Source organism: Nostoc sp. FACHB-152, assembly GCF_014697475.1.
GTDB lineage: Bacteria > Cyanobacteriota > Cyanobacteriia > Cyanobacteriales > Nostocaceae > Nostoc_B.
Genome location: NZ_JACJRV010000006.1, coordinates 90213 through 112212, shown reverse-complemented (window position 1 = coordinate 112212; position 22000 = coordinate 90213). Strand labels below are relative to the sequence as shown.

At 41.1% G+C, this 22000-nt stretch carries 17 protein-coding genes; 5 read left to right on the top strand and 12 right to left on the bottom strand.

The window, feature by feature from the left end; all coding sequences use genetic code 11:
• Window positions 1-180: 180 nt before the first annotated feature.
• Window positions 181-627 (top strand): hypothetical protein, encoded by a 447-nt coding sequence (locus H6G76_RS08000; RefSeq protein ID WP_190698092.1) that lies wholly within the window; start codon window positions 181-183, stop codon window positions 625-627.
• 19 nt (window positions 628-646) lie between these two features.
• Here the strand turns inward: H6G76_RS08000 and H6G76_RS07995 are convergent, their stop codons facing one another.
• From H6G76_RS07995 to H6G76_RS07945, 11 genes are all read right to left on the bottom strand, one after another.
• On the bottom strand, window positions 647-811 hold the full coding sequence (locus tag H6G76_RS07995) for a hypothetical protein (protein ID WP_190698089.1): 165 nt from the start codon (window positions 809-811) through the stop codon (window positions 647-649).
• A 63-nt stretch (window positions 812-874) separates the two neighbouring features.
• On the bottom strand, window positions 875-2254 hold the full coding sequence (murD, locus tag H6G76_RS07990) for a UDP-N-acetylmuramoyl-L-alanine--D-glutamate ligase (protein ID WP_190698086.1): 1380 nt from the start codon (window positions 2252-2254) through the stop codon (window positions 875-877).
• Window positions 2255-2337: 83 nt separating this feature from the next.
• Window positions 2338-4488: a glycine--tRNA ligase subunit beta gene (gene glyS, locus H6G76_RS07985; RefSeq protein WP_190698084.1), complete on the bottom strand. Its 2151-nt coding sequence runs from the start codon at window positions 4486-4488 to the stop codon at window positions 2338-2340.
• Window positions 4489-4751: 263 nt separating this feature from the next.
• Entirely contained in the window at window positions 4752-5165 is a 414-nt protein-coding gene (locus H6G76_RS07980) for a hypothetical protein (protein ID WP_190698081.1), read from the bottom strand.
• Between the two features lie 300 nt (window positions 5166-5465).
• Window positions 5466-7280: an MASE1 domain-containing protein gene (locus tag H6G76_RS07975; protein ID WP_190698078.1), complete on the bottom strand. Its 1815-nt coding sequence runs from the start codon at window positions 7278-7280 to the stop codon at window positions 5466-5468.
• A 391-nt stretch (window positions 7281-7671) separates the two neighbouring features.
• Window positions 7672-8358 carry a PHP domain-containing protein gene (locus H6G76_RS07970; RefSeq protein ID WP_190698075.1) on the bottom strand — a complete coding sequence of 229 codons (687 nt, stop codon included), beginning with the start codon at window positions 8356-8358 and terminating at the stop codon, window positions 7672-7674.
• Window positions 8359-8743: 385 nt separating this feature from the next.
• Window positions 8744-9772, bottom strand: a complete 1029-nt coding sequence (purM, locus tag H6G76_RS07965; protein WP_190698072.1) for a phosphoribosylformylglycinamidine cyclo-ligase — start codon at window positions 9770-9772, stop codon at window positions 8744-8746.
• A 174-nt stretch (window positions 9773-9946) separates the two neighbouring features.
• Window positions 9947-10153 (bottom strand): hypothetical protein, encoded by a 207-nt coding sequence (locus tag H6G76_RS07960; protein WP_190698069.1) that lies wholly within the window; start codon window positions 10151-10153, stop codon window positions 9947-9949.
• 245 nt (window positions 10154-10398) lie between these two features.
• Window positions 10399-11001, bottom strand: a complete 603-nt coding sequence (locus H6G76_RS07955) for a superoxide dismutase (protein WP_190698066.1) — start codon at window positions 10999-11001, stop codon at window positions 10399-10401.
• 814 nt (window positions 11002-11815) lie between these two features.
• Complete coding sequence (locus H6G76_RS07950; RefSeq protein WP_190698063.1) at window positions 11816-13420, bottom strand: bifunctional pantoate--beta-alanine ligase/(d)CMP kinase; 1605 nt, start codon at window positions 13418-13420, stop codon at window positions 11816-11818.
• 284 nt (window positions 13421-13704) lie between these two features.
• The gene (locus H6G76_RS07945) at window positions 13705-14805 is read right to left on the bottom strand and encodes a septal ring lytic transglycosylase RlpA family protein (protein ID WP_190698060.1); all 1101 of its coding nucleotides are present in this window, start codon (window positions 14803-14805) and stop codon (window positions 13705-13707) included.
• A gap of 821 nt (window positions 14806-15626) precedes the next feature.
• Between H6G76_RS07945 and glsA the strand changes: the two genes are divergently transcribed.
• Window positions 15627-16598 carry a glutaminase A gene (gene glsA, locus H6G76_RS07940; RefSeq protein ID WP_190698057.1) on the top strand — a complete coding sequence of 324 codons (972 nt, stop codon included), beginning with the start codon at window positions 15627-15629 and terminating at the stop codon, window positions 16596-16598.
• Between the two features lie 35 nt (window positions 16599-16633).
• Here glsA and H6G76_RS07935 read toward each other — a convergent pair whose 3' ends face one another.
• Window positions 16634-17434 (bottom strand): DUF4058 family protein, encoded by an 801-nt coding sequence (locus H6G76_RS07935; protein ID WP_190698053.1) that lies wholly within the window; start codon window positions 17432-17434, stop codon window positions 16634-16636.
• Window positions 17435-17644: 210 nt separating this feature from the next.
• Here H6G76_RS07935 and H6G76_RS07930 point away from each other — a divergent pair, with 210 nt between their 5' ends.
• From H6G76_RS07930 to H6G76_RS07920, 3 genes are all read left to right on the top strand, one after another.
• Window positions 17645-19066, top strand: coding sequence for a WGR domain-containing protein (locus H6G76_RS07930; protein WP_190698050.1), 1422 nt, complete (start codon window positions 17645-17647; stop codon window positions 19064-19066).
• Window positions 19067-19300: 234 nt separating this feature from the next.
• On the top strand, window positions 19301-20248 hold the full coding sequence (gene uvsE, locus H6G76_RS07925; RefSeq protein WP_190698047.1) for a UV DNA damage repair endonuclease UvsE: 948 nt from the start codon (window positions 19301-19303) through the stop codon (window positions 20246-20248).
• A gap of 47 nt (window positions 20249-20295) precedes the next feature.
• Window positions 20296-21894 carry an Hsp70 family protein gene (locus tag H6G76_RS07920; protein WP_190698044.1) on the top strand — a complete coding sequence of 533 codons (1599 nt, stop codon included), beginning with the start codon at window positions 20296-20298 and terminating at the stop codon, window positions 21892-21894.
• Window positions 21895-22000: the final 106 nt, after the last annotated feature.

The following is a 22000-nucleotide window of genomic DNA, read 5'->3' as shown; positions in this document are numbered from 1 at the left end:
ATGACTTCTGAGTTCTGAATTATTACGGCAATAGATTTGTTTGCAACTGATTTAGGATTGCTATAGATATGGTTTATGTAGATTTTCTAAGAAATTGTAGATGAAGTAGCTAGTAACACTATATTGCAATATTGATAAAGGTTATTGGCTTGATGTAATTAACCAACAATTCATTAAAATATGAAACCATTAGCATTGGGTAGTTCCTTGGTAGCTATTGTTGGATCGGTAGTCAGCTTAACACTGCCTGCAACAGCAATTAACGTAGTATACTTTTCCGACACAACACAACCTCTTAATTTGCCTACTATTGGAGGTGCAGAACTTAGACTAACGCAAATTTCTCTTCCTCCTGGTAAGTGGATAATTAATTATTCAGCGTCACCTGTAAATAATACTGCCAACGACATCGTGCGATGCTTTGTCCGCGCCAAAGAAACAGGTGCGATTATTTCTGGACACGCAACCACGGCTGGAGTACAACCTGGTGCATCGTTTGTATCTACAATCAGTGGGGTTACAGTCGTTGTTTTAAGTGAGCCAACCACAATGGTTCTTACCTGTACCCATGATAATACTGGGCCGGCACCTTACATTGATCCTGGTGCTGAGATAGCCGCTTATTAAGCAAGCCCTTAAAGAAACTTTATTGGGTTATACGCAAATACAGTTCAGTTAGGGCTAAAACTTTTTGCCAAGGTAATTTTCTTGACAAACCACTATCGCGTAACGTCTCGTTAGAGAAGGAGGCGAAGAGAAGAAAGAAACGCTTAACTGAACCGTATTGCCCCATAAGGGTGGCTGAATTCATTGCGAATTGCGTTAGCGAAGCAGTAGCGAGCCTGCGAGCGTCATTGCGAATTGCGAATTGGTTTTATACTTTACTTGCCCAAGCTAAACACAAGTTGCGGAAGTCGTCACCGCGCACTTCAAAGTTGGGGTACTGGTCGAAACTAGCACAAGCAGGAGACAGCAATACTACAGGTGCGTGATGCTGTTTGGCTAATTCGGCTGACCGAGGCAAAGCTTTTTCCATCGTTTCGACAATTTCGTAGTTGGTGTAACCCACTTCTTGTAAGCGTTGGGCAAAGGCTGGTGCTGCTGCACCAATGAGTAACACTGCGGCTGCTTTGGCTTGGATTTTTGCTAACCAACCTGTATCATCACCGGGCTTGGCTTCTCCCCCAGCAATCAAAATTGTCGGACTCTTCACTGATGCTAAACCTACTTCGGCTGCATCATAGTTGGTGGCTTTGCTGTCGTTGATAAAGTCAATGCCTTCCCAAGTGCAGATATGTTCTAAGCGGTGGGGTACACCAGGGAATTCTCTAATTGCTTTAGTAATTGCATCGGGTTGAATATCTGCTAATCTGGCGGCGGCTACAGCCATGAGGAGATTTTGCAGGTTGTGTTCTCCTACCATTCGCAATGCAGAGGCTTCAATAATTTTGGCTGGTGTTGAGGTTGAGGTGGCGTTTAATTTTTCAACTACCCAGCCATCTTCGATATAAAAACCTTTTTCGCCAATTAAAAAATCTTTGCCTTTAACACTTGTCCAATAAGCTTCAGGCCAATGACTTAGACCTACTTTATTTAAATAAGCATCATCGCCGTTAAATACTTGCAATTGGGAGTGCTGTAACAGCTTGGCTTTGATGTCGTAGTAATTTTCTAAAGTTTTGTGGCGGGCGAGGTGGTCGGGTGTAAATGTTGTCCAAACGCCGATGCGGGGTGCCAACGAGGAGGATGATTCGATTTGATAGCTGCTAATTTCGCCTATTACCCAATCGGGAAGCTTTGGTGAAAGGGCAACTTCACAAGCTGCATAGCCAATGTTACCGCAGGCGGGAGCATCAAATCCGGCTGCTTGAAAAATGGCGGCAATTAAGGCTGTGGTGGTGGTTTTGCCGTTTGTGCCAGTGATGGCTACCCAAGGCTGCGACTTTAAATGTCGCCAAGCGAGTTCCATTTCACCAATAGTCTCAATGCCTAGTTCTCTTGCTTTGACTAACAGGGGAATATCCCAAGGTACGCCAGGACTAACAACAATTAATTGGGGTAAATCAGTACCGTTTAAATCTAATGAATATCCTAGTTTAACGGTGATTTGTTCGGCAGCAAGTTCTTGTTGTTGTTGCAGGAAGGTTTCAGAGGTGTTTCGCTCTCCTAGCTCCACCTCCCAGCCTTCCCGTTTCAACAATCTCGCCGCAGCAACACCGGACTTACCTAATCCAATTACATGAGCTTTGGACATAGACTGTAGCAGAGATCCCTGGTTAAGCACTCCTTATACTAGCGTTTATTGGCATCATTTACACCACCTTTTGTTGATCTACGCTACAGATTTTTCACAATCGCACCAAAGTCAGATAACACTCGTGCGTGATTTCGCAGTAATCCTAGCAAATTCAGCCGATTGCGCTTGATTTCTGGATTTGTATCCATAACCAACACGCTTTCTGGCCCATCAAAGAAATTACTGACAGTAGGCGCGATTTTTTCTAACTCTGCAACCAACAATTGATAATTCCTTGACTGCTGGGCGGTTTGCGTTTGCGGTACTAATGCCACAATGGCATCATAAAATGCTTTCTCTGATGACTTTTGGAACAGTTCGGGATTAATTAAACCTGCTGGTTCTAGCTGTTTAGTATCTAAATCGCCTTGGGCTGCGAGGCGGGTAGAACGGTTGACGGTTTCGTAGATTTTATCGAGAGTACCATCGTTGCGGATTTGTTGCAGATATAAGGCGCGATCGCGTACATCTAATAAATCTTGTAATGCCCTTTCTGTATATTCTGGGTCATTTTCTCCTAAAACTGCATTCACCAAATCGTAATCAATTTGCTTTTCTTCTTGCAGTAATGTCCGAATTCTTTGCAAGAAAAATTCTTGCAAGGTTGTAACTAATTGCCCTGCTTCTTTGTTATATTCTTTAGCAAAATTAGCGGCTGTTTGCTGCAATAAATTATCTAAATTAATTGCTAAATTTGCTGCCCAAGTAATATTAACTATCGCATTTGCCGCCCGACGCAAAGCAAAGGGGTCAGAAGAACCTGAAGGAATCATCCCTAAGCCAAAAATGCTGACTAAGGTATCTAATCTATCAGCTATACCGACAACTTGACCTGTTAAAGTTTCCGGTAAAATATCATCGGCTCCCCTGGGTAAATAATGTTCAAAAATTGCCGTTGCCACTGCTTCCGGTTCCCCACTTGCTAAGGCATATTTTTGTCCCATAATGCCTTGCAATTCTGGGAATTCATAAACCATTTGGCTGACTAAATCAGCTTTACATAACAATGCAGCCCGTTGAATATTTTGGTGGTCTATGTCAGCTAGTTGAAGTTGTGTACCAATTTGCTCGGCAATATTAACTATGCGATTCACCTTAGCACGCAGCGAACCTAAATCTTCCTGGAAAGTTACTTTTTCTAACTGCGGTAAAAAGCTTTCTAAAGGTTTAGCTATATCGGCGTTATAGAAAAACTGTCCATCAGCTAATCGAGCGCGGATGACTCTTTCATTACCCTTGGCGATGATATCTGATTTTGTCGGGTCGCCATTAGAAACGGTAATGAAGTGAGGTAATAATTCTTGATGATTTTCTGTTTTAAATACAGGGAAATATCTTTGATGACTTACCATCACAGTTGTAATCACTTCTGTTGGTAAGTGGAGAAATTCTGATTCAAATTTACCAACAACTGGCGAAGGCCATTCTACTAAGTTAGTTACTTCTGCTAACAAGTCAGGATAGATTTCTGTAGAACCATTGACATTATTAACTGCTGCGTAAACTTGTTCTTTAATTGTAGTTGTACGTTCCTTGTCATCAACTACTACATAGGCAGAACGCAGGGTGTTAACGTAATGGTTTGCCTGATTAATAGTGACAGGTTCGGGATGTAATACCCGATGACCATAGGAAATGCGATCGCTTGTAATTTTATCAGAACCGTTAACTAATTCTATCGGCAAAACTGCATCATCCAACAAAGCCACCAGCCAACGCACCGGGCGAGAAAATCGCACATCGCCATCACCCCAACGCATCAACCGCTTACCTTCTAAATTTAAAATCCATTGGGGAACTAGTTCTGTCAAAATGTCAGCTACAGGACGACCAGGAGTTTTCTTGTTAACAAAGACAAAATCTCCTTTGTCTGTGGGGCGAATTTGTAGCGCGTCTAGTTCCACACCTTGCTTTTTAGCAAAGCCTACGGCGGCTGGGGTTGGCTGACCATCTTTAAAAGCAGCTTGGGCAGGAGGGCCTTTAATTTCTTCTTCGCGGTCTGGTTGTTGGGCTGGTAAACCTTTGATGAGTACCGCCAAGCGTCGGGGAGTACCATAAACTTCTACAGCTTCACTGTTGAGGCTATTAGCTACCAGAGTTTGGGGAATGCGCGATCGCCATTGTACTATGGCATCACTGAGAAAATTTGCAGGTAGTTCTTCTGTACCAACTTCCAATAAAAATGCAGGCATAGGACACTGTTTAGCTTTTCACATCAGTCAATTCCACCAGTTTACCTTGCCGTCATGTTGAAGTATGCCATGCACAACAGTTTTACCAGGAATCCGGTTCTATTACTGAACATACTTGTGTAGGGAGGCAATAGGCAATAGGCAATAGGCAATAGGCAATAGCAAAGAAGGCAATCAAATATGAGTCCTATAGCTAGATTTTAGGTTATACACATGACAACAAAACCTAGTTTTTTGTCATGATTCCGCTTACTAGATAATTTTTATTGTGGAATCATTGTTAGCTGTAATCTGTATGTGTAATTTCCCGCAGGAAAAGCTTGAGGTCGAACAACTTTGATCCTGACTCCCAGATCTACATTTCCTCTTTGAGTAATATTCACAATTGATTCTTGTTGTACTTCGGTTCCGTTATAGCTTAAAAAGCCGGTATACTGGGTTTCTGGTGGATCAACAAAGTCAACAGGAGATGGGGCAGAAACTTTAACATTAAGTGGAGAATTCGTATTAACCCTGACCATTATTGGATCTATTACTTCTATAATATTTAGGCTATTGCCACTAGGACTCAAATTAACTGGTGAATCCGGAATAGGTTCAACCGATGCTGATGATTCAACAATTCCACTAAATTCAACCTCAACATCTTTTGCCTGGACTTTAGGTAAAGTAATCAATGTACTTACACCTATAAAAATAGAGGCTAGACATATGCGAAACATGAGCATGATTAATAATTTTCTCCATTATTTAATTAATTTAGTGTAAATATTTTTCGCTAAAAAAGAGTCAGAAAAATTACTATAAGTATGTACCTAAATACATTGAATTTCTTTAGATGTAAAAACAGCTTTTTATATCAATAGCATTTATAGCGATAGCCAGTAGGGTTAGGACAATCAGTAGATGGAAAAACTTAGACACCCAAATAATTCAAGCCTGTTACCTGTCCCCTGCTATATCTATAAACTTGGTTGTTAAGTTTTTTGGCAAAGAGGAATCTGAATAATAAACTGGGTTCCTACGTTATGACTTGAGCGAAACTCTAATTTACCGTTATGGTTTTCTGTGACAATTTGATAACAGATAGACATCCCCATTCCGGTGCCTTTACCAATTGGTTTGGTGGTAAAGAAGGGATCAAATATTTGCTGTTGAATATAGCCTGGCATCCCAATTCCATTATCAGCGATCGCTACTTCTAACCAATTTGCATTCACAACATTTGTGCGAATTGTAATTCGATGAGGATTATCTTTAATTTCCTCGGCACTGCGCTCTTCTAAGGCATCAATTGCGTTGACTAGAATATTCATAAACACCTGGTTCAATTGTCCGGCGTAACATTCTACTAAAGGTAAATTCCCGTAATCTTTAATTACTTCTATTTCTGGTCGTTCTGATGTAGCTTTCAGGCGATGTTGCAAAATCATCAAAGTACTGTCTATACCTGCATGAATATCAACGGCTTTAAATTCAGCTTCGTCCATGCGCGAGAAGTTTCTTAATGACAATACAATGTGACGAATGCGATCAGTACCTAACTTCATTGAAGATAATATTTTTGGTAAATCTTCTTGCAAAAACTCTAAATCGATATCCTCGGCAGCTGTGATAATTTCCGGGGCTGGGTCAGGATTATACTGTTGTTGTAACTCTACAAAAGCTAATAAATTTTGAATGTATTCTTGCACATGGGCAAGGTTGCCATGAATAAAGTTAACTGGATTATTAATCTCGTGGGCTACACCAGCTACCAACTGTCCTAAACTTGACATTTTTTCTTTTTGAACTAGCCGCGCCTGCATAGTTTGTAGTTCTTGTAGAGTTTGTTTAAGTTCAGCAGTACGCTGTTCAACACGGTGTTCTAGTTCATTGTTGGCTTTTTCTAGTTGGCTGGCCGAGGTGCGATTTTCTTGGGTAGCGGCTGACAAAATTAATGTTGCAATCGTCAATGCACTCATAAAAGATTGCAACAGTAACAAAGAAGCACCAATAGTGTCTTTAGAAAATGATCCAAACCCTTTAGCTGTACCAACAATTGCAATGATGGCCATCACAATTATTAAAAGTGTAGTTTGCCATTGTTGTAAGCGAAAAGCGGCCCACAGCAACGGTAGCACCATCATATACTCCACTGGATTGTTACTCCAAAAGGCTGCACACCCAATACCAGCTAACAGTAATGTGACTACAAAAAATTCGGCAAGCAAACCTATTTTTAATCGCTGGCGAGTACGGAAATGTTGGAACAACGTTAATATTACCGGAGCAATAATTAACATACTCACATCTGTGCTGACATACCATCCCAACCAAACAAACCTGAAGTTGTCCCAATTTGAAATGCCCACAACACACTGAGTTGTTGCCCCTACTAAGGCAGTTAAGGGTGTAAAGGGGATAATCGAAGCAATAAACTTGATAGCGTCTTGTGCGCGATTAAATGGATAATGTGACGGAATGAAGCGAATAACTAAGGTTGTAATAATTACTGAGTCGATTGTGTTCAGCGATGCAACTACAAAAGAAGCTGGTGTATTGAAAAAAAGCACCCGGTTAATAATAAAATCACAAAGCAACAAGACAATCCAAAACCGTCGCCCAAACAAAAGTATAGTTGCTAAAAACACTCCCGATGAAGGCCAAATTGCAGCCGAACCATCTGAAAATGTAAATACTGTTGATAATTTGGCTAAAGCAAAGTGAATCGGTAGTAGGATGAAAAACCCAATTAATAAAGTGCGATCGCAGCAAAAACGGACTTTTGGAAAAGCTAGTGTTGGGAACATCTGTGGCCTCAGAGCTAGTGATATTGCTCTTGTTAGAGTTCCCAAGCTTGATGATTTTTAACCAGCATTAATTTTCTACCGTGCCAAGAAGGGTATTTGCAATTCTATTTCTTTACAAATCTTAACTATGTAATTTGCCAGCTTACCCAGGAACAGAATTAGAACTTATACCAATTCGCGGCGGACGCTCGCAGGCTTGCTAAAGAACTGAAATTAATCATAATTTTTTACTGTGAGCTATATATTCTAATTTTAAATATCTTCCTCACCTTTACAAGCAGAGTCAGCTTCTCATTCGATGCAGATATAAAAAAACAGCTTTTAAAATTTGTTGATAAGATAACCCCCTGGCTAGTGCAACCAGGAGTGTTGAGCAAAATTCAATATACATTTACAAGCGTTGTAGCAAGTTCAAACCATGAGTGTCGGTACCGCAGGTATTAAAAAGACTGTACTCATTAGCCAACTTTTGTACCTGTTCTGTTTCTTTTGCACTTGGTTTCCAAGGGTTGGGGTTGTTATAAGCATAGAAGGTTTCCACACCATCAATACCGTTTTCAGCCGCCGCCGCAATTAAATCAAAGTGCGATCGCTTGTAACGTGCGGGGTGCGCTAAAACTGCTAATCCCCCAGCTTCATGAATTGCAGAAATAACGTTAATCGCCTCATATTCCCAACCTGTTACTGCTTTTCTTTGCAAGTAAGGTTTTATGCTAGAGTGTTGTGGCTCAAAAGCGTAAGCCAAAATATGAACTTCAGTATCCAACAGGTTGGCGTTGATTTCTGTACCACTCCACAGGTAAGGAGTACTAGCATCTGGATTGTTCCATTTCCAGTCTTCTAACCAATCTTTGGCTACTAAATAGCCGCCAATATTATGATGATCGGTAATTGCCAACCCTTCTAAGCCGATCGCGATCGCTTGTTCCATTAATGCACTCGGCTGTAACTTACCGTCCGAATGGACAGTATGCATATGGAAATTAAATAACTTCGGACAGCTTTGAGCATCAATCCTCTGGAACACTTGTTTTAAAAGTTCGCAAGAAGTAGATGTCCGCGCACAATTTACAACCATAATACCCTCTGCACAAATATACGCAGTTATTTACACACCAGAAAACCTAACCTATAGATAAGAAAGCATCAGCACTTGTAAATAGCTTGTGTAACTATTTCAATAGCCTTACTCAGCAAAATTTTTCAATATGTTAAGACTACGTTAGCAAATCTCAATGATAATGAACATGAGTATTTTCGATGGCTTTTATAAGCTGAAGTAAAAAATATTTCTTAAATAATAATTTGAATACTGAGCGTAGTAATTTTAGAGATTAGAGGCTAGGAGCTAGGAACTAGTAAAACCAAGCAAAAATCAAAAATAAGCATTTTTACTTACTTTAAAATCTAGCCAAAAAATATCTTTTACCAACTCCCAAATCCCAACTCTCTACTCCCTATTTTTACGTAAATAAACCCTCTAATGTGCCTTCGCCAGAAACCACCTCACCAATTGCAAAAGCGGAAATATTTTGTGATGTAAAAAAGGTAATTGCCTGTTCTACTTGGTGAGATGGTAGTAATAAAACAAAACCAACGCCCATATTAAAGGTATTAAACATGGCTTCATTGCTAACTGCGCCAGCTTCAGCTAACCATCGAAATGCGGGAGGAATATCCCAACTGTTGGGGTTAATTTTAATGGCTTGACCTTTGCCTAAACATCGAGGTAAGTTTTCTGGCAAGCCACCACCTGTAATATGTGCCATCCCATGAATTTCTATTCCAGCTTGACGCGCTGCAAGCACTGGTTTGACATAAATGCGCGTGGGTTTGAGAAAAGCTTCACCAATAGTTTCTCCGCCTAACAACTCTGGGGTGTCAGTCCACCCAAAACCACCATCACTGACAATTTTCCGTACTAAGCTTAAACCATTACTGTGTACACCAGCACTAGCTAGAGCGATCGCTACATCCCCAATTTGCACTTGGGAACCATCTAGCATCTGGCTTTTTTCAACAATTCCGACACAAAACCCAGCCAAGTCATACTCACCTACTTGGTAGAAACCCGGCATTTCTGCTGTTTCTCCCCCTAACAAGGCACAACCTGCCAGTTTACAGCCAGAAGCTATCCCTGCCACAACTTGTGTCAGTTGCTCTTTATCTAACTTGCCTGTTGCTACATAATCTAAAAAAAACAGGGGTTCCGCACCTGAAGTCAGTACATCGTTTACACACATGGCGACTAAATCAATCCCAACGGTGTCGTGACGGTTGAGAATTTGGGCGATTTTTAGCTTTGTACCTACGCCATCTGTTCCTGAAACTAAAACAGGTTCTTTATATCCTGTTGGTAGTTGAAAGCAACCACCAAAACCACCTAATCCACCGAGTACTTCTGGCCTAAAGGTGCTGTGAACCAAATTGCGAATTTGATCTACAAAGGCTCTACCAGCCTCAACATCAACCCCTGCATCCCGATAATCCATAAGAGTTAGTCAATAGTCATTGGTCATTAGGAGCCAGTGCGTTGGGCGGCTCTGCCGACTTGTTCGCGTAGCGTCTCCGATAAGGAGAAGCAACTGGCGTTCATTAGTCAATGGTCATTAGTCAATGGATGATAAACTATTGACTAATGACTATGGACTATTGATATTACCTCATTAAAAGACATCATCTTCCATTCCTTGCCACCATTCTCCTAAATTCATTAAGTCCTGGTGGATGTCTGCTAATTCATTGGCGTAGGTATCTTCAGAAATTAGGTTTCGGCGTTCTTGTAATTTTTTCAGACGCAGTTGTACTAATAACCAAGGTTTGGCAATGCTATTAGTTGCTTCTAGGTATTGGGCTAATTCTTTGCTATCCATATTTTTGTTGTGATTTTCATGTTTTTTCTCTGCAAAAAATTAAGCAAGCGATCGCTTTGAAAACTTCACTTCCCTATTTTTAGGGTAGTTCAGAGCGGCGATCGCTACTACCGTGTTGGCAAAATATTTTATTGAAGCAAAAACAGCCACGAATATGAGTCGTGACTGTTAGTAATATTGTACAGATTAAACTGATAGCCTTCGTTGTATAAATTTGGCTCAAGCTGATTACAGCCTTGCTCAAATTAAGCTTTAGCTAGATTTTCAGCCACGAAGTCCCAGTTGACTAACTTATCTAAGAAATTTTGAATGAATGCTGGACGAGCATTTTTGAAATCGATGTAATAAGCGTGTTCCCAAACGTCAAGGGTCAGCAATGCTTTTTTGCCGTGGGCTAGGGGGTTTTCGGCGTTGGGGGTTTTAATGACCTTAAGAGTACCACCATCATCAATTAACCAAGCCCAACCACTACCAAACTGAGTAGCAGCAGCCTGAGAGAACTCTTCTTTAAATTTGTCGAAGCTACCAAAGTCTTTGTCAATTTTAGCTGCGAGATCACCAGTGGGTGCGCCACCACCGCTTGGCTTCAAGCTGTTCCAAAAGAAGGTGTGGTTCCAAACTTGAGCCGCGTTGTTGAAGATACCTGCTTTAGAGGAATCTTGAAAGGAGATTTTGATTACTTCTTCCAGGGACTTATCAGCGAGTTCTGTACCTTCGGTGAGCTTGTTGAGGTTATCCACATAAGCTTTGTGATGCTTGCCATAGTGATACTCGAAGGTCTCAGCTTTCATGCCGTATGGCTCTAGAGCATCTTTTGCAAAGGGTAAGGGGGGCTGTGTAAATGCCATTGTGTGAAATCCTCTCTTTACTGTTTTTCGGACTAAAGCTATTGCTGAAGCTAGGAAAATTACAAGTTTTGTGTTTAGTAGTTTTGATGTCCTTCAGTAGTGGAACATAAAACTTAACAAGGTCATTCTACTACCAAAGTGATGATGAAAACAAAGTAGTTAATTTATAAGTTAAATCTCTAGTCAATTTGATTTATAAATAAAAACAACTAATATTTGATAGCAGAGCTATTTGGGTGATTAAAAATTACCAGATTACCGCCCTTAACTTCTAATATCCTGCATACCATATTAAAAATATACCCCCCTAAGTTAGTGGAGATAAAAACAAGTAAGACTTTAGCAATTATCTTTATTTTACATTCCAAGTCTACCAGAGCCTAAATGCGGCAATTATTTATCTACAATTCTGTTTAGCTAATTTTTAACCTTTGTTTCTCTATCTTTAGAAGTACAATTTTATGATAATTAGTCTGTCTTAAGCTAGATAAATTAGTTTTAAAAGTTTGTGTACTCTTATCTACAATGCTTAATTACAACGAAATATAGATGATTGTAAATCATATCAATTTTAGGTTTGCAAGTGGTGGGTAAGCACTATTTTACTCACCACATTAGCAATAAAAAACTGAATGCAAACCTCTATGAGCAAGCCCTTCAACACGGAAGTAATAGGCAATAAGGAACAGAAACAGTACTAGCCCCGAATCTCAGGTCACAAACCCCTAAATTTATTTCTGAAAAATCAAAATATTTGCAACGAGATAGCGCAAGCCACAAAGTTACCCTATTGCCTGTTCCCTGTTGCCTTTGATTACCATTGAGATAGGCGTTGGTGGTAGTAACTAATAATTTGCGCTGCAACTTCTGAGGCATTCATGCCATCGGTTTGAATTTCCATTGCATCTGCGGCTTTTTGTAAAGGCGAAACTTTGCGAGTGCTGTCTTTCCAGTCACGTTCTGCTATGTCCCGTTCTAGTTGTTCTAAATTAACTTCGGGTTGACCTTGTTTTTTAAAGTCTTGCTGACGGCGGCGGGCGCGTTCACTGACAGAAGCGGTTAAAAAGATTTTCACTTCGGCATCGGGAAAAACGTGGCTACCAATGTCCCGACCTTCGGCGACTAAACCACCTTTTTTACCCCAGTCTTGTTGTTGTTGAACTAATGCTTGACGCACTGCACTTTGGGCGGCGATCGCTGATACTTTAGATGTTACTTCAACGCTGCGAATTTCTTGGGTCACATCGACCTCATCAATCCACACGCGCACAGGCGATTTCAAATCTTGGCTAGGAGTTAGTTGAATTTTGCAAGTATGGGCTAATTCTGCGATCGCACACTCATCGTCTAGGGCAATGCCTTGTTGTACTACTAGCCAAGTAATTGCTCTGTACATAGCACCAGTATCTAAATACACTAGTCCTAATTCTGCCGCCACTTGACGAGCTACTGTAGATTTTCCGGCTCCAGCAGGCCCATCAATAGCAATGACGGGTTGGCGATCGCGCAAGATGGTATTATCAATCAAACGTGTTGCACCAAGACGAGCTGCGATCGCGAGCATTCCTTCCTCCTCAATTGTTTCTAATGACATTAAAGTAGACGGTTCAACCAATTCAATATATTCCACTAACACAGTACTCACCTTAGCCAACTCTTGCTGTACGACTGCTATCAGTTGGCTGCTTTGACGCACACCAGATTTAAATGCAGCTTCAGCTTTTCTTAAGCCGCGATATAAAACCGCCGCTTGCTCTTTTTGGGTCACACTCAAGTATTGATTGCGCGAACTCAAAGCCAGACCCGACGCTTCTCGGACTGTAGGACAAGCCACAATTTCTACCGGCAAATTTAAATCAGCCACTAGTCTTTGAATAATCGCTAGTTGCTGACCATCCTTTTGACCAAAGTAGGCTCGATCAGGCTGCACCAAGTTCAAAAGCTTAGTCACAATCGTCGCTACACCCTGAAAGTGACCTAACCGAGTACGACCACACAAACCTGATATCATAGCAGATGGCGGGATTACTTGTGTTACCGTAGATTCTTGTATATTTTTCTGAGGTACTCCCATCGCCTCCGGAGTAGGAGCAAAAATCGCATCCACCCCAGCATCTTCGCAAAGTTTTCGGTCTTGCTCTAAAGTTCGAGGATAGCGTGCATAATCTTCGTTGGGGCCAAATTGCAAGGGATTAACAAAAATACTGACAATTACAGTCGAATTGTCTTGTTTAGCCCGTTGAATTAAGCTTAAATGGCCTTTATGCAAACCCCCCATTGTCGGCACTAAACCGACTGCTGTCCGATCCCAACTGCTCATTTCATCTGCAACCAGAGCCTCTGAAACTGTCAGCTGGCTTTGCGAGCGAAGTTTATTTAAATAGCAGCGTAAAGCTGCGACTGTTGTCAGCAGGCGCACAAAATTCCCCTAGTTCTTCTAACCCTCCCCCGTTAGTTTATATCTGAATTTGGGGGAAAAGATGTGAGAACCAGGGGAATTAGAAATTAGGTAAGTTTGAAGGATAAAGTATAGGAATTTGATATTGAGATTGAGCCTTTGTCATTAATTCGCGCCAAGCGCGTCTAGGGAAAACACTACGCCGAACAGCTAAGAGAATTTTGGATTTTGGATTGTTAAATTACCAATCTCAAATCTAAAATTTAAAATTGTTTATGCCGAACATCCTTCAAACTACCCAAAGCTTATCGTCCCAAAACTTCGATATGGACTGGTGCAACACCACTGCTGACCATTCCTAAAATGCGAGCCGCACCAGCAGACACGTCAATTACTCGACCCCGGATATACGGGCCGCGGTCATTGATACGTAATACGACAGACCGACCATTGCGAGTATTGGTCACTCTGACTTTTGTGCCAAGGGGCAAGCTGCGGTGAGCAGCCGTCATAGCTTCGGGATTAAATCTTTCACCGCTAGCAGTTCTACTGCCTGAGCCATCATAGCCGTAAAAGGATGCCATGCCTCTAAAGGTAAGTCTGATGTTACCAACGGCAATTTGTTGTGGCAGTTTTGGTAATGAAAATGGTGAACGCTTTGGTAAATTAGCTATTTCCTCGATAGGGGATGCGTTACCAATTAGTCTGCGTAAGCGGTTGGTTGCTTGTAATGCGTCTTGTGCCAAATTATCGGTGGTGTCTGCTAAACGAGTACTTTCGTTGATTTCCACCAATTCTTGATCTTTGAGTTTGATTGTATAGCGATCGCTCGGCTTTTGCTTAACGGAAGAATTTTTATCTTGGGTTTGATTAGCAGTTTTGTTATCTGCCTTCCAACTGACAGTAATCTGCTTCGCATCCACGTTGTCTTGAATCAGCTGGTTGATTTTAGCTGCTAATACCCCAGCTTTGTGAACGGGATCGTTTTCTAAAGTAGCGACTTTGTTGCCAGCATCGGCTAAATTTCCAGTGCTTGCCACCTTCGTTGAGTTGCTAGCAATAAGGGCGTACGACTGCACGCCCTCTTTTTCTCCTATTACACCTTGTTTGGTTTCACTACTCGCAACTGGCTGAGAACCCACAAAGGTGAGTACTGGAATATTCCGGATATACAGGGTTGCCGCCTGACGACCTTCTACGCTGTGAGAATAAATACTTGTAATCACAGCATCGGATGTTTGTTTCTCTGCTGGGGATTGGAACTCTCCTACCTTAACCACGTCACCATCGGGTAACTGTTGAGAAACTTGATGAGTTTCCTTGGTAGTTTCAGTTCGACCCACAGAGGGAATCCCCGTAAGAGTCACGAATAGGGCGACAATAGTCCACAAATGTCTTTGGTTCATGCGTCCAATTTTAAAGCGACTGTAGAACAGCAGTTGTTTGATTCACGGATTTTTGATGCCACAAAGAGCAAAGATTTCCTCAAAATCGAACTCGTTCCGCTTTCACTTTGTTGTTCATAACTGCAACAGACTAACACGAACTTTTGGACTTGGGGATCAGGGTTTTACCGTAAATAAGCATAATTTTCTCCAATTCAAATGACAATTATATAGGCAGAACCTTGTTGAAATGCGGATTTCAAGGATGTAGCGTTTTTTTCGAGTAATAACGAGACTCTTAATAATAGTTTACATAACTCTCATAAAAAAATATCCAAAAAATCATGCAAATAGCTGGCTAATAGTATTAGATAAAGTGTATGTTGCATAACATATATAAATTTTTAATAGTAGTTATAATTTATAAATATATTTAGTATTAAATCAATTACAAATATCAAATAAAATCATTTTGTGTAATTTATATTTTGTGCTACAAGCTTTATTAATAAAGGCTTTGAGCTAAATATATTATTTATTTCATAAAAATATTTTATATTTAAACAGAACGTTTGTATTATTACACTACATGGAAATATACTACTTTTTATAATTAAAAACGTAATATAAAGCACTATATATATGTTCGGTAATCAGCAATAAAACCAGGGGTAGTAGTAACTAATAATTTTGACAATTAAAAGAAAAATAATAATGAGAAAATTAAAAAACTCTGACGAGCGTACATCAAGGAATTTTGGATTGTAGCAAATGCTACATCAAAATTTGTTCGCTCAAAACATTTAATCAAGCAATATTTCCTAGAGCAAACTATTAGCTTCATGGCAAAACAAGCAAATTCAGAAGATTTAGAAATAATTACTTCACCATTGTTATCTGTTCTCAAAGACTTGCATTCTAAGTACAAGTCTCTGCGGGAGGGTGCAGTCGCAAACTATATTCCAGAATTAGCCAAGGTAAACCCGGATTTATTCAGCATTTGTATAGTGACAGTGGATGGTCAAGTTTACGAAGTTGGAGATTCTCAACAACTATTTACTATCCAGTCAATGTCAAAAGTTTTTGCTTATGGACTGGCACTAGAAGATCATGGACGAGATTATGTGTTGACCAGAGTTGGTGTAGAACCGACAGGAGATGCATTCAACTCGATTATTTTGGATGAGCAATCGAAGCGACCATATAACCCAATGGTAAACGCTGGGGCGATCGCTACCACTAGCTTAATTAAAGGTGCGGGTGCAACCGAACGCCTCAACCGCGTGCTAGATATGTTTCGTCGCTACACAGGCCATGACGTATTTGTGGATATTTCCGTATTTACTTCTGAACGCAGTACCGGACATCGCAACCGAGCAATGGCGCACCTAATGCTGAACTTTGGCATGATAGACCACAATATCGAAGAAGCATTAGACCTTTATTTTCAGCAGTGCGCCGTGATAGTGAATTGCCATGATTTAGCAGTGATGGGGGCGACATTAGCGAACAGAGGTATTAACCCCATTACAGGCGAACGCGCTGTAGACCATCAATATATAAAGGATATGCTGAGTGTCATGTACACCTGCGGAATGTACAATTTTGCAGGCGAATGGGCGTATACAATAGGAATTCCCGCCAAAAGTGGTGTTTGTGGCGGAATTTTTGCTGTTGTGCCTAATCAAATGGGTATTGGTGTATTTTCGCCATTATTAGATGTGCGTGGTAACAGCGTGCGGGGGGTTGAAGTATGTAAAGAACTGTCTCGGCAGTTATGTTTACATATGTTTGAGTGTAAAGGGGGAAATTAGGGAGTAGGGAGTCGGGAATGGGGTAAGGGTTTTGCTCATCCCTCAACCCCTGGTTTTTTTTGATCACTGTCTAACTGCGATCGCATCCAGTTAGTATCAGCCTCACTTAATGCAGGTGGAGGTGGATTTTGGCTGTAGTCAATAGATAATTCATAACCCGCCTCATCATAGATAGCATTAAGCGCAGCTTGTAAATTTAGGACTGCATCGGGGTCATCTTCCCGTAGGGGAACAGGAATTATTGGTAAAGTCTCCTGTAAAGTTACAGGCCAGACATCAACTAATCCTGATTGCGATCGCGTTAAAGTTATCAAGTAAGGAACATCTGGGATACGGGGATGGTTAAAGGGTCTACTTCCCCGACGCAGCAAATCTATTTCGATTAAATGTACGTTGGCATTATACAAACGCTGGCGTTTTTTTCGATAATCACTAATCCCTGGTTCGCGCTTGTTAACCGGGGAGAGAATTTCGATACAGCTTACTAGTATGTTATTGGCTGTATCTCTAATTTCTACAGTCGGAATTCTGACTTCCACAGGTTGAACGACTGGCAGCGTCAAAGGTGCGGGAGTGGTTGCCACACCAGATGATTGATTTTGCGGTTCAATATCGCGGCGTTGTCTTAACTGTAATACCTCAACATCTGGGTATAAAATGCCGATTTCACTGGATGGCGATACATCTTCAACCACATACACCTCAAGCCTTGCAGCATATTTTGGTCGAATTTGAGGGACAAGAAAAGCACGGATTTTACTAGCAAGGGCATTGTGTACATCACTCCACAAATAGCCTTCAAGATACGGGTTCATCCCAGGGAATGGCGAGGGCATTTGACCAACGTGGGTAACTATATGTTGATTCTAGAATTTGATGCTGGGATAAAAGCAAAGTTATCGACACATCACCTTGGTAATAGTTAAAACCGATGAAGGATGATCAAGGTAATATGAAGGCGATCGCTTAAACCTCAGAATACAATTGCTGTTTTCTTGTCCTTGATCCTCCTGACTTCTTAAATAGACATCTCAGCAGGAAAGGTCATGGCTAAAGAAACGACATACTTAGAGTTATCAGAAGTTAACGGAAGTTCCCACAAGTTTTATGAGGTCATCGTCGAGGATACCCAAGTTAGCATCCGCTACGGTCGCATCGGTGATGCAGGACAAACGCAGACGAAAACTTACCCGACACCAGATAAAGCAAAAGCTGAAGCTGCGAAAAAAATTAACGAAAAACTAAAAAAAGGCTATGAACCTGCTGTTATCGGTGTGCGTCAAAAGCGTCCTGTCACCCGCCGCCAAGTCACTAGTACAGTTTCGACAGCCAAAAAAGCCCCAATTTTATGGAAATTTGCTTCTAATTCAGCCGCTTTTGGGATTTTCGTTGATGCTAATCGTTGCTGGGTAGGAAATCAAGCCGGTCAAGTTTTTGCGGTGAACCATGAAGGTAAAGTGAGTAATCAATTTAAATTACCGGATGGTGTGAAATGTTTAGTTGCTGACGATATTTGGATTTATGCTGGCTGTGATGATGGTAATGTCTATGACTTGACTGGCAAGTTACCCCGCGTCGCCTACAAAATTGATGAAAATGTCGATATTTTTTGGCTAGATATTAAAGATGGTTTACTGGGAGTTTCCGATGCCAACGGTGGTGTCACAACCATAGATCATAATGATGAATCACAGTGGACGCGTTTGAGTCAAGGTGATTCTGGCTGGATGGTACGCTGTGATGAAGCTGGTATTTATCATGGTCATAGCGGAGGCGTGACGATGTACGATAACCAAGCAGGCCGGATGGTTTGGCATCAAAAGACTGGCGGTAGTGTGCTATTCGGTTGGCAAGAAAAATCGGCAGTTTATGCAGGTACTAGCGACAGGAAAGTTTACAGTTTTAGCAAGAAAGGTGAACCACTTTCTATATATAAATGTGATGCAGGCGTTTATTCTTGCGCTACTGCACAAGATGGTAAATATGTATTTGCTGGTGACAATAATTCTTCAATTTACTGCTTTAATCAAGCTGGGGAACGCTTGTGGAAGTTGGGGACTGGTTGCGGTTCGGCTTTATCGATGCAATTTTTCGACGATCGCATTTATATTGTGAGTACCGATGGTTTTCTAGCTTGTATCGATGCGAGTGAAAGTGCGATCGCATCTGCTCAAGCAGGTACAATTCCCGAAGCTACTGTGATCAAAGCACCAAAAACCGAGGGAGCCACACCTTCAGAAGTTCTCGAAACTACAACTAATACTACTGGTGGTGTAATTGTTGAGTGTTTTCAGGACGGGAGTAAATTGAGAGTGAGAGTTATTTCCCCAGGGTACAACTCCAAATGGAACGTGCAGTTTCCGCAAGATATTCGCCAAGCAGGCGATCGCTATCTCGTCCAAGAAGTAAGAGAATCAGCTAGGGGTGGCTTTTACCGTGCTTACGGCGATATTAAAAAATTGATTTAACATTCCAGACGCGCCTAGTCGCGTCTCTCAAAATATAAATAGCCAAAGTAATTAGGAAGGACATCAATAGATGATCAACCCTAAACCCTAAAATACTTTTAACTCTGTCACCTGTAACCTATCACCTGTAACCTACTATATAGATAAACTTTGAGAATTCATCCTCAAGGAACTTAGCAGTTAGTACCATAAATTAGTTCAATCAAAGAATGGTACACTCCAGCAATTGAGAAAATGACCATCAGCCCGTTGCCAAATCTCCAAAATCAAGAGCGATCGCTTAACACTACTGTGCCAAACTTAGGATTGGTTTGTATCACAGCCTCTCAACAAGTACGCTTTAAAACAATTACACGCACACGCTACTTGAAACTCTCCCTCCAGGAACGGGAAAGCACTCTGCGATTACTTTATCAAAATAATTTACAAAAATTACATGATGCCTTGTCATTTTGTCAAGCAAACCAGATTCGCTTGTACCGAATGCCTTCGGGTTTGTTTCCGATGAGCGATATAGAAGACAAAATCGGCGCGAATATCTTAGAACAAATGAGTGCTGATTTAGAAAAAATCGGTCAACGGGCAGAAGCTTTAGGTATCAGAATGGTACTGCATCCCGATCAATTTGTGGTGCTGAGTTCCGATTCACCCGAAGTTGTGCAGAATAGTATCAAAATCTTAGCAGACCACGCCCGCAGCTTAGATTTACTAGGTTTACCTCGTTCACCTTGGTCATTGATGAATATTCATGGCGGTAAATCTCAACGCGCCGAACAGTTGGTGAAGGTGATTTTACAACTGCCACCAGCCATCAAAAATCGCTTAACCTTAGAAAACGACGAATACGCCTATAGTTCCAGTGAAATTTTAGCAGTCTGTCAGCAAGCTGGAATCCCGTTAGTATTTGATGCCCATCACCATATTTGTCACGAAAACTTAGATAGCTATGATGAACCGAGTGTAGTGTCTATGTTTGAAGCGGCGCGAACAACTTGGACAAATCCCGATTGGCAATTAGTTCATATTTCTAACGGTGAGACAGCGTTTAAAGATAGGAAGCACAGCGATTTAATTACCGATATGCCTAGTATTTATAGGCAAGCACCGTGGATAGAAGTCGAAGCCAAACGCAAAGAAGAAGCGATCGCCTATTTGCGTGATTGGTGGCTTATGGGACAATAATATTTTTGTTGAGAAAATTTTGCGCTGCATGGAATAATTAAAAGACTATGGCGATCGCAATCGATTTTGGGACTAGCAACACAGTCATTGCTCGTTGGAATCCTGTTACCCAACAAGCAGAAACTCTGAGTTTACCTGGTTTATCAATTCAACAAAGTCTCAATCCTCCACTCATACCCAGCTTGGTGTATGTGGAAGACGCAGCACAGGGTAAAGTTTTAGTAGGGCAACAAGTACGCGATCGCGGTTTGGATCTCAAAGGCGAAGCGCGATTTTTTCGCAGCTTCAAGCGCGGTATCGGCGCAGAAATTCAAGGCTTTTTACCAGAATTAGACGGACAAATCGTTACCTTTGAGCAAGTTGGACAATGGTTTCTCTCGCAAGTAATTGAACAACTAGCACCCTTAGAAGGCGGCTTAGATTCTTTAGTATTAACCGTCCCAGTAGATAGTTTTGAAGCTTATCGCCATTGGTTAGGCAAAGTTTGTCAAAGCCTTCCTGTTGAACAGGTGCGGATGTTAGATGAACCGACAGCCGCCGCCTTGGGTTATGGCTTGGCAGATCAAGAAAATCTCTTGGTAATTGATTTTGGTGGCGGTACTTTAGATTTATCTCTAGTGGGGTTAGATAAAGGCGCACAAGGAAACACTAAACCTCTAGGGTTTTTGCTCAAATTTGGTAATAAATCCTTAGCAGAGAATTCAAAGCAAAAAGTCAAAACTGCGCGTGTCTTGGCGAAAGCTGGGCAAAATTTAGGTGGTACTGATATTGATAATTGGATAGTTGATTATTTCGCCAAAACTCAAGAATTAGCCGTGAGTCCTTTGACAACGAGATTGGCAGAAAAAGTCAAAATTCAGCTATCAACTCAAAACCAAGCGAGTGAAGTTTATTTTGATGATGAAACATTTGAAAGTTATGAGTTAAATTTAGACCGCGATAATTTAGAAAATATTCTCAAAGAACACGCATTTTTTGAGCGGCTAGATGAGTCAATGACAAATCTATTGCAACAAGCACGCCGTCAGGGAATCGAATTAGCAGATATTAATGCAGTGTTGTTAGTTGGTGGAACTGTACAACTACCAGCAGTGCAGACATGGATAAAACAGTATTTTGAGCCAGAGAAAATCCGGTGTGAAAGGCCTTTTGAAGCGATCGCTCAAGGTGCGTTACAGTTATCTCAAGGCTTAGAAATCAAAGATTTTCTTTACCACAGTTATGGGATACGTTACTGGGATCGACGCAACCAACGTCACAGTTGGCATCCGGTTATTAAATCAGGGCAAGCTTATCCGATGAATCAACCTGTGGAATTATTCTTAGGCGCATCTATGGAGAATCAACCCAGCATTGAATTAATTATTGGGGAATTAGGCGCAGACACAGGTAATACCGAAGTTTATTTTGATGGCGATCGCTTGATTACCCGCCGTTTAGATAGCGGTGAAACCACAGTCAAACCTTTAAATGATAGCGCAGGTGCGAGAACTATTGCTCAACTTACCCCACCAGGATATCCGGGGAGCGATCGCGTGAGAATTTTGCTTCAAGTTGATGACCAACGCTTTTTGCGAATCTCCGTTGAGGATTTGCTGACGAATAATATTTTGCTAGAAAATCAGCTTGTGGCACAGTTAAGTTAATCAATAAAACATTATTCTGCTTATTTGAAAAATCACCTGCAAGCATAACTATAAATTTACATTAGATTGCAGGTGAACAAGGTATAAATTTTAAGAAAAAATAAGG